The following is a 13,947-nucleotide window of genomic DNA, read 5'->3' on the forward strand; positions in this document are numbered from 1 at the left end:
CAGCATCGGCCGCCGGTGTGCTCGTGGACTGCGGCGTGCTCTGGGACTCGGTCAACACTTACTCCCTGTGCGCTCTCCCTGGCCGCACGCGACCGGTGCCGTGCCGCCGGATCCGGCGGGTCAGCGACACCGGTCACGCCGGTTCGACTGCGATCAACCGTACGGGACCAGCGCTGTACGGTGCCTAGGTGATGCTGGGCGCCGAGCAAGAGTCGGCCTCGCTGTGATCGCGCCGGGATCGGGCGCCGACGACGCTGACGGCGCACCGCGCTGTTCCGCGAAGGGGTGCCGGCTTCCTGCCACCGTCGATCTGCGCTGGCGCAACCCGCGGCTGCACGACGCCGCCCGGGTCAAGCACTGGCTCGCCTGCCCCGATCACGCAGATCATCTCGCCGACTTCCTGGCCCGTCGAGGGTTCTTGCTGGGGCGCGACGCCTTCACCGGTTGATCCCTCGGCGCGCCCGGCTGACCACGCATCAGCTCGGCTCCCCAGAGTTGGCCCCGCCCGTGCCACAGCCGGGTCACGGCGTGGTCACCGCGGCGACAGGGCCGTAATTCCACCTGCCGGAGGCTCGCTGGACGCCGCCACGCGCGGTGAGGGTCAGGTGGTCGCCGCACCGTGCCGTCGTGGACCACCGCGCCGAGACCCCGGCAGCGGCCGGCACCACGGCGCGCCGCGCCCCTGCGATGACCAGCACGGTCGGGTGTCGCGACGCAGCGCCGGTGACAGTCACCTGCGCGCGTTCGCAGTCCGTGGTCATGCTGATTGCGACCACGGGAACCGGCGGGCAGTCGACGACCAGGCTTCCCGGAGCAGCGACGGGTGCGCTCCAGCCGCGGGTCGTCAGGTAGCGCCACGAGGCGGTGATGCGCCCGCCATCAGGCACCCTCGTCACCACCGCGCCGCAGTGCCGTCGCGGTGAGGGTCGGAAGTCACGGGACAGGTTCCGTACCCGGCCGCCGGTAACGATCCGGTAGGTGATGCGCTGGGTCACTCGCGACCCGGGCGCGCACGCCGAGAGCGTCAGCAGCGGCATTCCGCGGCATTCGCTGTCGCAGGCGTAACCGTGCGAGAACCCGGAGGCCCTGCCGCGGAACGCGGCCGCGCCGGCCGCCGTCGTACTCGCGCGCCATGTCGCGAGCCGCTGCTCACCCCGTCTCGGGGTGCTGACTCGCAGCTGGGTGCTCGGTAGCGACGCGGCCGCGGAGACACGGGCCTCGCCGATTCCGACCGTGGCGTAGCGCAGCGTCGCCGCGCCGTGACGACCGGTGGTGAGCTTGGCCGGAACGTGCACGTTCGCCGTCGAACGCAGGGTCACTCGCACGCCAGGCACGCCCCGTCCGGTGGCCGACCGGACGGTGACCGAACCGACCGCAGCGCCGCCGGGTAGAGGGGCGACCGGCAGCGTCACCGTGACGCGGTACGGCCCGCGGAGGGTGCGGGCCTCGGCCACGCGCTGCGCTGTGAGGCGTCGCAGGGAGGCCGGGAGGTGACGGGCTCGGCGGCCGACATCGGCGCGGTTGCCGGCGAGGGTGTTGAGAACCTGGCTCGTCACCGCCGCCTGGTCACGGCTGCGGGCGTCACCCCACATTCTCAGCGCATAGGCGAGGGCCGCGCTGCTGGCGGCGCTGAGGCCGGGCATCCGCGAGGTCGTGCGCAGCGACAGCGAACGCGGTGTGGCCCGTCGCGGACTCAGGCAGTAGGCCTTCGTTCCGTCGCGGGCGATGTAGAAGCCGACGAAGTCGTGGCCCGCGCTGCGGCCGAGACCGCTGCGCAGCGAGTTCGGGCGTGCGTCGGCGGTCGAACTCGAGCCGAGCAGCGCCACGCCGGCCAAGGCGAGCACCAGCGCGAGCGCCAGGGACAGGGGTCGCAGAGCCGGGCGGCCGCTGCGCAGGGTGGGACGACGCGGGATTCGGGCGAATCGGCGCCGCCATCGTGGAGAGGTCATGGCGGCGACTGTGGGGCCCGCGGGCCGGTTCGCACCTCGCGTCAGAGCGTCCTGTGGACGACACGCCGAGTTGTGGATAACCGGCCGCGGGGCGTCAGGCGTCCGGGGCAGGCTCTCCGCGCATGACCACCTTGCCTGATCAGCCGCCGATGGCCGACATCGTCCGTTCCGGCTGCACGAAGTCGACGGCACCGATGCCGTGCCCGGCCTGCTTGCCGGCGACCGCCGCTCGGATCAGCTCGGCGAGCTCATCGTCCGTGGCGCCGTTGCGCATGGGTGCCCGCAGGTCGGTCTCGTGCTGCGCGAAGAGGCAGGTACGCAGCTGTCCATCGGCCGTGAGTCGCAGTCTGTCGCAGTCGCGGCAGAATGGCCGGGTCACCGAGGCGATGATCCCGAGTGAGCCATTCGGACTCGCCCAGTCGCCGCGGCCCGGTCCGTCGATGACATCGAACTCCTCCGCCGGCGCGTTGCCCCGGGTCGGGCGGGGACGGATCTCGAAGCCGGCCTCCCGCAGCAAGCCGAGAATCTCCTCGGCCGTGACCATGTGGCCGCGCGACCAGATCCTGTCGGCGTCGAGCGGCATGTGCTCGATGAAGCGAAGGCGATGGCCATGGCGCAACGCCCAGCCGAGCAGAGCCGGCGCCTCGGTGAGGTTGCTCTCTCGCATGAGGACCGAGTTGATCTTCACCGGGCGCAGTCCCGCCTCGGTGGCGGCCCGGATGCCGGCCAACACGTCCTCGAGCCGGTCACGCCGGGTGAGCTCGGCGAAGCGAGAGCGGTCCAGCGTGTCGAGCGAGATGTTGATTCGCTCCAGCCCGGCCTCTGCCAGCGACGCTGCATGGCGGTCGAGCGCGATGCCGTTCGTCGTCAGCGACAGCTCCGGACGGGGAGCCAGATCGGCGAGCCGCCGTATGACGCTGCCGAGCGTCGGATGGACCATCGGCTCGCCACCGGTCAGCCGGATGCTCGTGACCCCGAACTCCACGAAGAGTCCGGCGAGGCGGACGAACTCGTCGTCGCTGAGCCGCTGTGCCTTGGTCAGCCAGTCCAGCCCCTCAGCCGGCATGCAGTACGTGCACCGCAACGAGCAGAGATCGGTGAGCGAGATCCGCAGATCTGTGGCGACTCGACCGAAGGAATCGCGCAGCTCGCCACGCGCCGGGTTCGAGGTCGTCATCGGCTCCACGTTACCCGGGACACACTCGATCGGCAGGCAGAGCAGCAGACGCGGCAAACTCGGCCTCGACGCACCGCAGACGCGGTGCGACGAGACCAGATCAGGTCAGCGGACGTGTCGCCCCGTAGTAGTCGGAGTAGGCCATCAGGTTGTTGTACTGGACGTAACCGCCCGAGTACGGCGCCTCGATGATGCGCCCCTTGCCGACGTACATGGCGACGTGGTGCAGGTCCGAACCGCCGCCGCGGTAGCCGTAGAAGACGAGATCGCCGGGCTTCAGCTGACTGATCCGGGGGTGGAACGAACCCGCCTGGCTGTACTGGGTGTCGGCATAGTGGTCCCAGTTCTGGCCCCAGGCGTACATCACCAGTCCGGAGCAGTCGTAGCCCTTGATGTAGCAGTCGTTAGGAGCGCCCGCGCTCGGCACGCAGGCACCGTAGCTCGGACCGCCGGGGCCGCCACCCGCCCACGCATAAGGGGTGCCGAGCGTCGACTTGGCTCGTGCGACCGCACGCTTCGCCTTCGCCATCGTCCAGCCACCGCTCGACGGCGGTGGCGGCGCGCTGCTGGATCCGCCGTTGCCGCCGTTGTTACCGCCGCCGTTGCCCCCACCGTTGCCGCCGCCGTTGCCGCGGTGACGCTTGCGTTCCTTGGCCGCGCGTTCCTTGGCTCTCTCGGCAGCGGCTCGTTCCCGTGCGCGCTGGGCGCGCACCGCGGAGTCGTAGTTCCGCTTTTGGTTCACGTAGGTGACGTAGTTGTTGTACGCCGCGAGCTCCTGCCGGTACTGCGTGTACGTCGCCCGCTGGTTGTACAGCTGCACCTGTTGCGCCTTGGCAGTGATGAGCTCGTTCTGCTTCGAGGTCATCGTCGCCTGCAGACCGGCCTGCTCGTTCTGCTGATCCTCGACGGCGACGGCGGCGGCGCGCTGTGCCTGCGCGGCAGCCTGCTTCGCCTTCGCCGCCTTCTCACGAGCGACCTGCGCGCGGGCCTTCACGTTCGAGGAGCGCACCGTGATCACCTGCATCTGGCCGATGACCCCGGCCTGGTGCGAGGCCTCGTACTGCAGATAACTGGTCTGGTCGAGCATGGCGTTCGGATCGTCCGCGGTCAGCAAGACGCCCGTCATCCCCGGCGGCCGGCCGTCGGAGTAGCTGGCTTGCATGAACCGTGCGAAGCGCACCTGCAGCGCCTGCTTCTGCTTGTTGACCTGATCCAGGGCTTGTGCGGCGCGGGAGGCGGCCGCCTCGGCCTCGCGGTACTGCTGGAAGGTGTACGCGACCCGCTGCTCGGCGAGTTCCTCCGCGCGTTGCAGCTCGAGCAGCCGCGACTGTGCAGCAGCGATCTGGCCGCTGAGCGTGCCGATCTGTTGGTCGATGACGGCCCGCCGGGCGTTCGCCGCCGTCAACTGCTGGTTCGACGGGTTGTCGGGCGCGTTCGTGCCGGGGTTGCTCGCCGGCGGAATCGGCACCGGCGACGGCGGCAGGGCCGCGGCGCCGGGCGAACCGGTGAACAACCCGGCGCCCAAGGCGGCCGTGACGGCGAGCGTGATCGCCGCCCGGTGGACGTGTTTACGGCACAGCTGCACAGCACGCTCTCTTCGTCGTTCGCGGCCCCCGCTAGGACTCAGCTGCCTCAGATTGCCATTTACGCCTCACTGACGCCAGTGGCAACACCAGAATCGGCAGTAACACTGACCTCAACAGTCACACTGAGGCACAAATCGGGCACGGCGCGGCGACGGGACGACGCTCACCTGCCGCGCCGCCAGCACGGGGCGGGGTGGCCACGGCTCCGCCCGCACCCCTGCCTGCCACGAGGCATGCCACGACAGGTCGACCCGCCGCGGACTGCGTCGCTTCGGTCAGCGCGCGGAGTCGCCCACCGTCGCCTGGTCCGGGGTCGTCCCGACCGATCCGAGACCCTCGCGGTGGGCGCGGGCTCGCCCGAGACGGCGGTGGCGCTCCCACCGGGTCACGGCGAGATGGACACCCAGCGCGTAGACGGTGCCGGCGATCAGATCGAGCACGTAGTGCTCGCCGGTGTAGACGAGGGTGAATCCCATCGCCAGCGGATACAGGATCGCGAGCCACCGCCACGGCGACCGCAACAGGACGATCGCCGTGATCGCGACGAGAACGGCGAAGGCGGTGTGCAGCGACGGCATCGCCGCCACCGGATTGGCCCCGGCACGCTGCGCGGATTCCACGGTCGACCCCACGTCCCCGAGATGCAGCGGGATGAAGCCCCGAGCCGAGAGCCGCTGGATCGGATCGGAGAAGCCCTCTCGCGCTGCGTACCACGGCGGCGCCTGCGGGAAGAGGCAATAGGTGGCCAAGCCGGCGGCCGAGAGCGCGATGACCCGGGTGATGAACCAGAGCCACAGCTCTCGGCGTCGCAGCCACAGCACCGCGGCCAGCGCCGGAGTCACCAGGAAGTGCGACGAGTAGACCAGGGTGCAGGCGACGTCGTACCAGTGCACCGTTGCGGCGTCGTACAGGTGTCGCTGCAGCCAGAGCGTGGGCTCGGTGCCACCGAAGAGCCAGCGCTCGACGTGAAGCACGTCCTCGACGTGGATGGGCATGCCGAGCGCATCGGCGACGGCGCGGGTGCGGTCGTAGGCCATCAGCACCAGCGTGAACGGCAGCCAGTCCAGGACGACCCTGCCGAGGCTGCGCCAGCCGTGGCCGAGCCGGGTGAGCACCAGTCCGGAGACGATGAGCAGCGCGATCTCGAGCCTGTCCGTGGGTACGCCCTCGGCGATGAGAATCCAGACCCAGGCGGCCGCGTACAGGGCATACGCCGTCAGGCGCACCGACCGCCACCGCGCCGCCTCCGGCTCGCCGCTCGCTGCCGCAGCAGAGCGAGGAGGAAGGTCCACGGCCTGGTCGCGCTGCAGTTCGGCCGTCACGAACCTGGAGTTTACGGGGCGGTTGCCCCTGCACCTCGCGTTCGCAACCTGCGCGTCCTCAGCAAGCCAGATGGTATCTTGACGTCAAGAGATCTCAGTCGGCCCTCGAACAGGAGCAGTCGTGCCAGACAGCAAGAACAGCTTCGGATCCCGCGCCACGCTCGAGCTGGGTGACACCTCGCTCGACTACTTCCGCATCGACGCGGTCGACGGCTACGACAAGCTGCCGTTCAGCCTCAAGGTGCTGCTGGAGAACCTGCTCCGGACCGAGGACGGCAAGAACGTCACCGAGGAGCAGATCCGCGCCATCGGCGGTTGGCAGCCGTCGGCCGAGCCGGACACCGAGATCCAGTTCACGCCCGCTCGCGTGGTGATGCAGGACTTCACCGGCGTCCCGGCCGTCGTGGACCTCGCCACCATGCGCGAGGCGGTCGTCGAGCTCGGTGGTGACGCCACCAAGATCAATCCGCTGGCTCCGGCCGAGCTGGTCATCGATCACTCCGTCATCGCCGACCTCTTCGGCACGCCGGACGCTTTCGAGCGCAATGTCGAGCTGGAGTACGAGCGCAACATCGAGCGCTACCAGTTCCTGCGTTGGGGACAGGGTGCCTTCAACGAGTTCAAGGTCGTCCCGCCCGGCACCGGCATCGTCCACCAGGTGAACATCGAGTATCTGGCCCGCGTGGTCTTCGCCCGCAATGGCCTGGCCTACCCGGACACCCTCGTCGGCACCGACTCCCACACCACCATGGTCAACGGCCTCGGCGTGCTCGGGTGGGGTGTCGGTGGCATCGAAGCCGAGGCAGCGATGCTCGGCCAGCCGGTCAGCATGCTGATCCCCCGCGTCGTCGGTTTCAAGCTCACCGGTGAGTTGCCGGACGGCTCCACCGCCACCGACCTCGTCCTCACCATCACCGAGATGCTGCGCAAGCACGGCGTCGTCGGGAAGTTCGTCGAGTTCTACGGCTCCGGCGTCGGCGCGGTGCCGCTGGCCAACCGCGCGACCATCGGCAACATGAGCCCGGAGTACGGCTCGACCGCCGCGATGTTCCCCATCGACGACGAGACGCTGCGCTACCTGCGCTTCACCGGGCGCAAGGACGACCAGATCAACCTGGTCGAGAGGTACGCCAAGGAGAACAACCTCTGGCACGACCCGAGCGTCGAGCCGTCCTTCTCCGAGACCCTCGAACTGGACCTCTCCACGGTCGAGCCGTCGCTGGCGGGGCCGAAGCGCCCCCAGGACCGCGTACCGCTGGCGTCGGCCAAGCCGATGTTCCGCGAGGCCCTGAGCAACTACGTCGACGGCGACTCGGTCCAGGACTCGGTGGACGAGGCCAACGCCGAGTCCTTCCCCGCCTCCGACCCGGCCAGCCCCAGCGGCGACGAGGCCGCGCCGGCACGTACCTCCGCCGTGGGGAACGCCCACGGTCGCGTCTCCAAGCCCAGTCCGGTGACCCTCGCCGACGGCGAGGAGTGCGAGCTGGACCACGGCGCCGTGGCGATCGCCGCCATCACGTCGTGCACCAACACCTCCAACCCGTCGGTGATGATCGGTGCCGCACTGCTGGCGAAGAAGGCGGTCGAGAAGGGCCTGTCCCGCAAGCCCTGGGTCAAGACCACCCTGGCGCCCGGATCGAAGGTCGTCACCGACTACTACGAGCGCTCGGGCCTCACGCCCTACCTCGACAAGCTCGGCTTCAACCTCGTCGGCTACGGCTGCACCACCTGCATCGGCAACTCCGGCCCGCTGCCGGACGAGATCTCGGCAGCCGTCAACGACAACGACCTGGCCGTGGTCAGCGTGCTCTCGGGCAACCGCAACTTCGAGGGCCGCATCAACCCCGACGTGAAGATGAACTACCTGGCCTCCCCGCCGCTGGTGGTGGCCTATGCGCTGGCCGGCTCCATGGACATCGACATCACCACCGAGCCGCTGGGCCAGGACACCGACGGCAACGACGTCTTCCTCGCCGACATCTGGCCCTCGCCCGCCGAGGTGCAGAGCGTCATCGACGACGCCATCGCCTCGGAGATGTACACCCGCAGCTACGGCGAGGTCTTCGCCGGCGACGATCGGTGGCGCGAGCTGCCGACCCCCGGGGGCAACACCTTCGAGTGGGACAGCGAGTCGACCTACGTCCGCAAGCCTCCGTACTTCGAGGGCATGCCGACCGAGCCGGAGCCCGTGACGGACATCGAGGGAGCACGTGTCCTGCTCAAGCTGGGTGACTCGGTGACCACCGACCACATCAGCCCCGCTGGTGCCATCAAGCAGGACTCCCCCGCCGGCACGTACCTCGCCGAGCACGGCGTCGAGCGCCGGGACTTCAACTCCTACGGCTCTCGCCGCGGCAACCACGAGGTCATGATCCGGGGCACCTTCGCCAACATCCGGCTGCGCAACCAGCTCGCACCCGGCACCGAAGGTGGCTTCACCCGCGACTTCAGCGCCGGCGGCGACGTGACCACGGTCTACGACGCCTCGGTCAACTACGCGCAGGCGGGAACGCCCCTGGTGGTGCTGGCGGGCAAGGAGTACGGCTCGGGCTCGTCGCGCGACTGGGCGGCCAAGGGAACGGCGCTGCTCGGCGTCCGCGCCGTCATCGCTGAGTCCTACGAGCGCATCCACCGGTCCAACCTGATCGGCATGGGCGTGCTGCCACTGCAGTTCCCGGACGGCGAGTCGGCAGAGTCCCTGGGCCTCACCGGCGAGGAGACCTTCGAGATCACCGGGGTCACCGCCCTCAACGAGGGTTCGGTCCCCCGCACCGTGCACGTCAAGGCGGACGACGTCGAGTTCGACGCCCGGCTGCGGATCGACACCCCCGGCGAGGCGGACTACTACCGCCACGGCGGCATCATGCAGTACGTGCTGCGCTCGCTGCTCTGAGCACAGTCGCCGGCCGCACCCACCGAGCGCGGCCCCGCTCACTAAGACGACGCCCGGCGGTTCACGTGAACCGCCGGGCGTCGCCCGTTCTTGACGCCGAGGGAACGCCCGCGTCAAGCCCGCGTCAAGTCCTGACGGGACACTATGTCCGCTTTCCGGGGCAATGGACCGGGACCTTGTTACCGGCTTTACTTCGATTGGTAACAGCCTGGTCACTTCTCCTGGTGACGGGCCTCACCCTGAGATATGTTCGCGCGCACAACATTCACGTGGTCGAACAAATCCACCGCCGTCGGACGTGGCGGACGCGGGAGGCCCGACATTGAGAGGCGTGGACCAGCAGATGCGCAAGACCTCTGTGTCACTTGCGGTACTCGGCATCGCAGCCGCCACCGTCCTGAGCGCGTGCGGCTCGGACAGCGGCAGCGGCAGCGGTAGCAGCAACAGCAACCCCCCGGCCGGCAGCAGCGGCAGCAGCTCGCAGAGCGGCGGATCGTCGTCCAGCGGCAAGATCGACGGTCAGGGCAAGAAGGTCGGCATCATCCTGCCCGACACGACGTCCTCGCCGCGGTGGATCACCGCCGACCCGAACGCTCTCGAGGCCAACTGCAAGACCTACAACCTCGACTGCAACATCAAGAACGCCGACGGCTCGGCGTCGAAGATGAAGACCATCGCCCAGCAGATGATCGCCTCGGGCGTCAAGGTCCTGATGATCGTCAACCTGGACTCGGCCTCCGGTGCCGCGATCCAGAAGCAGGCCACCCAGGCCGGCGTCATCACCGTCGACTACGACCGCCTCACCCTCGGCGGCACCGCCTCGCTCTACATCTCCTTCGACAACGTCAAGGTCGGCGAGGCGCAGGGCACCGCGCTCACCCAGTGCCCGCAGGTCAAGGACCTCAAGACGGTCCAGTACGTCGACATCGACGGCGCCCCCACCGACAACAACGCCACGCTCTTCGCGCAGGGCTACGACAGCGTCCTGAGCAAGAAGTCGGGCTGGACCCGCGTCGCGAAGCAGACCGGCCAGTGGGACGCCCCCACGGCAAGCCGTGTCTTCAACTCGATGCTGAGCAAGAACCCGAACATCAAGGCCGTCATGGTCGCCAACGACACCATGGCCGGCGCCGTGATCACCAACCTCAAGCGGCAGAACCTCAACGGCAAGGTCGCGGTCAGTGGTCAGGACGCCAGCGCGGCGGGTCTGCAGCAGATCCTCGCGGGTAACCAGTGCTTCACGATCTACAAGCCGTCCACCAAGGAGGCCCAGCCGGCCATCGAGGCCATCGCGCAGCTGGCCAACGGCAAGACGCCCGACACCAAGGGCGTGACGATCGAGGACACGCAGTCGAAGAAGAAGGTCCCCGCCATCCTGGCGACCCCGACGGTCATCACCAAGTCGAACGTCGCGGACCCGATCAACGACCAGTACACGCCGAAGAGCACCGTGTGCACGGGTAGCTACGCCGCCCTCTGCACCAAGGCCGGCGTCAAGTAGTACCCGCCCGAACCAGGTGGCCGCCGTCTGCGCCGACCGTCACGGTCGGGTCGCGGCGGCGGCCACCGTCGGGTCCTCCCACTCGTGAAAGGGGCCAGCGTGGCCGACCAGCCCATCCTCGAACTTCGTGACGTCAACAAGAGCTTCGGCCCGGTCGACGTCCTGAAGAACGTTCAGTTCAGCGCGACTCCCGGCGAGGTGACAGCACTCGTCGGCGACAACGGCGCGGGCAAGTCGACGCTGGTCAAGTGCATCAGCGGCACCTACTCGATCGACTCGGGCAACTACCTGTTCGAGGGCAACGAGGTGACCGTCCACAACCCCCGCGACGCGAGCGCGCTGGGTATCGAGATCGTCTACCAGGACCTCGCCCTCTGCGACAACCTCGACATCGTCCAGAACATGTTCCTCGGCCGCGAACGCCACAAGGGCCTGGTGCTCAACGAGGCCAGCATGGAACTCGCCGCCGCCGAGACGCTGAAGTCGCTCTCGGTGCGCACGGTGAAGTCCGTGCGGCAGCGGGTCTCCAGCCTCTCCGGCGGTCAGCGCCAGACGGTCGCCATCGCCAAGGCCGTTCTCTGGAACTCCAAGGTCGTCATCCTCGACGAGCCCACCGCCGCTCTCGGCGTGGCGCAGACCGAGCAGGTCCTGCAGCTCGTCCGCCGGCTGGCCGACCGCGGCCTCGCCGTGGTCCTCATCTCCCACAACATGTCCGACGTGCTCCGCGTGGCCGATCGCATCGCCGTGCTGTACCTCGGTGAGACGGCCGCGATCGTGCGCCGGTCGGATGTCAACCAGCAGCAGCTCGTCGAGCTGATCACCACGGGGCGTCTGGAAGGCTCGGACGGCCCCACCCTGAGCAAGAGCGGAGCCTCGGCGTGACGAGCACGACCAACGACAACCACCCGGTCGAGGATCGACCGGCCTCCCCCACCGCCTCCGAGGCCGACCTGCTGGCCGCCGCGGCGAGCACCGCCCCGGTCGAGGGCGGACCGCGCGACTACCTGCGCGTCTACGTGCAGCGCGTCCGCGGCGGCGACATGGGTTCGCTCCCCGCGCTGACGGGCCTGATCGTGCTGGCGATCTTCTTCTCGCTCGTCCAGCCGAGCTTCCACACGCTCTTCAACTTCGGCAACATGTTCACCGAGGGCGCCGGCACGATCTTCGTCGCCATGGGCCTCGTCTTCGTGTTGCTGCTCGGCGAGATCGACCTCGCCGCCGGTTACACCGCCGGTGTCTGCGCCGCGATCATGGTCCGGCTCATGGTCGGCTACGACTACAGCTGGTACGTCACGATCCCGGCCGCGCTCGCGGCGGGTGCGATCGTGGGCCTGTTCATCGGCTGGCTGCGTGCCAAGGTGGGCATCCCGTCCTTCATCGTGACGCTGGCCTGCTTCCTCGGCTTCCAGGGCCTGATGCTGCTGGTCCTCAACACCGGCGCCGGCCAGCACGGTGACGTCGGCATCACCGACGACGTCGTCCTCGCCTTCGCCAACTCGCAGATGCCGATCTGGGCCGGCTGGGTGCTCGGCGTCATCATCGTCGCCGGTTACGCCGGGCTGAAGGCCCAGGCCATGGCCTCGCGTCGCAAGCAGGGCCTCACCGCAGAGCCGGTCGCGGTCTGGGTCGGCAAGATCGCTGTCCTCGCCATCCTGACCTTCGGCGTCATCTACCTGCTCGGGCTGAACCGCGCCGTCAACCAGGACCCGGTGCCCCGCAACATCGACGGCCGCATCGTCTTCGTCTCGCCGCCGGCCGTCGAGGGCGTGCCGTGGGTCATCCCGGTGCTGGTCGCGCTCTTCGTCGTCTTCACCTTCGTCCTCGGCCGCACCCGCTACGGCCGGCACCTGTACGCCGTCGGTGGCAACGAGGAGGCTGCGCGCCGCGCCGGCATCCCGGTCGATCGCATCCGCATCTCGGTCTTCGTCCTCGGCGGCTTCATGGCTGCCGTCGGCGGCATCATGATCGGCTCCAACGTCTCGTCGGTCAGCCAGCAGAACTACGGCGGCAACACGCTGCTGCTCGCCGTCGGCGCGGCCGTCATCGGCGGCACCAGCCTCTTCGGCGGCCGCGGTCGCATGATCGACGCGATCGTCGGCGGTGCCGTCGTCGAGGTCATCTACAACGGCACGGCCAACCTGATCAACACGCAGAACACCGCGGTCAGCAACTCGCTGCAGTTCGGCGCCACCGGGGCGGCACTGCTGCTCGCCGCCGCCGTCGACGCGCTGTCGCGGCGTCGGTCGGCATCGTCCTGACCGAGGCACCGGCGATCAGGAGGAACGGCACGATGGTCGGGTCCCCCGCGGCTCGTCCGGACGCGATCCGGCGGCACAACCTCGCGCTCGTGCTGGGGCACATTCACCGTGACGGTGCCCTGACCCGAGCCGAGCTGACCCAGCGACTCCGGGTGAGCAGGTCGACGATGGGCGCGCTCGTCGCCGACCTGCTCGACCTCGGCCTCGTCGGCGAGGTGGTACCCAACGGCGGGTCGAGCGTCGGCCGGCCCTCCCACGTGGTGGGGCCGCACGACGACGGGCCCTACGTCGCCGCGGTGGACGTCGACGTGACGCACATCGTGACCGCTGCCGTCGGGCTGGGGGGCGACGTCCTCGCCCGCCACGAGCTCCCCACCGGCGCGGAGGTGACGGCCGCCAACGACCCGGAGACGACGGCGCGGCTCGTCGTCGAGGCGGTGCAGAGCGTCGCCGCGGCGACCGGCCGCGCCCAGCCGCCGCTCGCGGTGGGCGTCAGCGTCCCCGGCACCGTCGTGCGATCCACCGGCCGGATCACGGTGGCGCCGAACCTCGACTGGCACGACGTCGAGTTCGGCGACCTGCTCTCCGCCCGACTGGCCGACCTGCTCCCGCCGACGGCCCGGGTGGTGCTCGGCAACGACGCGGACCTCGCCGTCGTCGCCGAGCACCTGCGCGGCGCCGCGCGCGGCTTCGACGACGTGGTGTACCTGCTGGGCCGCGTCGGTGTCGGCGCCGGCATCATCGTCAACGGTGCGCCCTTGCGGGGCTTCGACGGCCACGCCGGCGAGATCGGGCACAACGTCATCGACTCCTCGGGGGCACCGTGCCACTGCGGTAAGACCGGATGCACCGAGACGTTCATCGGCGAGGCCGCCCTGTTGAGCGGTGCCGGCCGGTCACTGCCGCCGACCGACGAGGCCGTCGCGCTGCTCTTCGCCGACGCCCGCGCCGGGGACGAGAGCGCGCAGCGTGCCATCGCTGCCGTCGCCGACCCGCTGGGACGGACCATCGCGACCCTGGTCAACACCCTCAACCCGCAGCGGGTGCTGCTGGGCGGATCGCTCTCCCAGGTGCTGGACCTCTGCCGGGACGGCATCGAGGCCGCCCTGCACCACTACGTGCTGGAGGCGCCGGGGCGCAGCGTCGAGCTCATCCAACCGGCCTTCGGCAGCGACTCACCGCTGCTCGGTGCCGCCGAGCTGGCCTTCGGCGAGCTGCTGGCCGACCCGCTGGTCGCCGCCGCCGGCTGAGGCGGACCCGC

10 protein-coding genes are annotated in these 13,947 nt (G+C 69.6%); 6 read left to right on the plus strand and 4 right to left on the minus strand.

The window, feature by feature from the left end:
- Positions 1–223 precede the first annotated feature (223 nt).
- Positions 224–448 carry a hypothetical protein gene (locus tag AC0NZQ_RS17645; protein WP_474531303.1) on the plus strand — a complete coding sequence of 75 codons (225 nt, stop codon included), beginning with the start codon at positions 224–226 and terminating at the stop codon, positions 446–448.
- 73 nt (positions 449–521) lie between these two features.
- On the opposite strand, the gene AC0NZQ_RS17650 is transcribed toward AC0NZQ_RS17645, so the two are convergent.
- From AC0NZQ_RS17650 to AC0NZQ_RS17665, 4 genes are all read right to left on the minus strand, one after another.
- Complete coding sequence (locus tag AC0NZQ_RS17650) at positions 522–1,949, minus strand: hypothetical protein (RefSeq protein ID WP_474531304.1); 1,428 nt, start codon at positions 1,947–1,949, stop codon at positions 522–524.
- 139 nt (positions 1,950–2,088) lie between these two features.
- Positions 2,089–3,126 carry a GTP 3',8-cyclase MoaA gene (gene moaA, locus AC0NZQ_RS17655; RefSeq protein ID WP_474531305.1) on the minus strand — a complete coding sequence of 346 codons (1,038 nt, stop codon included), beginning with the start codon at positions 3,124–3,126 and terminating at the stop codon, positions 2,089–2,091.
- 100 nt (positions 3,127–3,226) lie between these two features.
- Positions 3,227–4,711: a C40 family peptidase gene (locus AC0NZQ_RS17660; protein WP_474531306.1), complete on the minus strand. Its 1,485-nt coding sequence runs from the start codon at positions 4,709–4,711 to the stop codon at positions 3,227–3,229.
- A gap of 276 nt (positions 4,712–4,987) precedes the next feature.
- Positions 4,988–6,034: a phosphatase PAP2 family protein gene (locus AC0NZQ_RS17665; RefSeq protein WP_474531307.1), complete on the minus strand. Its 1,047-nt coding sequence runs from the start codon at positions 6,032–6,034 to the stop codon at positions 4,988–4,990.
- Positions 6,035–6,155: 121 nt separating this feature from the next.
- On the opposite strand from AC0NZQ_RS17665, the gene AC0NZQ_RS17670 reads away from it, so the two are divergent.
- The 5 genes from AC0NZQ_RS17670 to AC0NZQ_RS17690 all read left to right on the plus strand — a co-directional run bounded on the left by AC0NZQ_RS17670 (position 6,156) and on the right by AC0NZQ_RS17690 (position 13,936).
- Entirely contained in the window at positions 6,156–8,927 is a 2,772-nt protein-coding gene (locus tag AC0NZQ_RS17670) for an aconitate hydratase (RefSeq protein WP_474531308.1), read from the plus strand.
- Positions 8,928–9,258: 331 nt separating this feature from the next.
- Positions 9,259–10,428, plus strand: coding sequence for a sugar ABC transporter substrate-binding protein (locus tag AC0NZQ_RS17675; protein WP_474531309.1), 1,170 nt, complete (start codon positions 9,259–9,261; stop codon positions 10,426–10,428).
- A gap of 99 nt (positions 10,429–10,527) precedes the next feature.
- Complete coding sequence (locus tag AC0NZQ_RS17680) at positions 10,528–11,310, plus strand: ATP-binding cassette domain-containing protein (protein ID WP_474531310.1); 783 nt, start codon at positions 10,528–10,530, stop codon at positions 11,308–11,310.
- On the plus strand, positions 11,307–12,686 hold the full coding sequence (locus tag AC0NZQ_RS17685) for a sugar ABC transporter permease (protein ID WP_474531311.1): 1,380 nt from the start codon (positions 11,307–11,309) through the stop codon (positions 12,684–12,686). The genes AC0NZQ_RS17680 and AC0NZQ_RS17685 overlap by 4 nt, the downstream gene beginning before the upstream one ends.
- 32 nt (positions 12,687–12,718) lie before the next feature.
- Positions 12,719–13,936: an ROK family protein gene (locus AC0NZQ_RS17690; protein ID WP_474531312.1), complete on the plus strand. Its 1,218-nt coding sequence runs from the start codon at positions 12,719–12,721 to the stop codon at positions 13,934–13,936.
- Positions 13,937–13,947 lie beyond the last annotated feature (11 nt).

It is taken from the genome of Jatrophihabitans sp. sgz311053 (assembly GCF_056135305.1).

Excerpts from the sequence above, each read along its gene's own strand:
- AC0NZQ_RS17650 (WP_474531304.1), bottom strand. The coding sequence starts at position 1,949 with ATGACCTCTCCACGATGGCGGCGCCGATTCGCCCGAATCCCGCGTCGT.
- moaA (WP_474531305.1), bottom strand. The coding sequence starts at position 3,126 with ATGACGACCTCGAACCCGGCGCGTGGCGAGCTGCGCGATTCCTTCGGT.
- AC0NZQ_RS17690 (WP_474531312.1), top strand. The coding sequence starts at position 12,719 with ATGGTCGGGTCCCCCGCGGCTCGTCCGGACGCGATCCGGCGGCACAAC.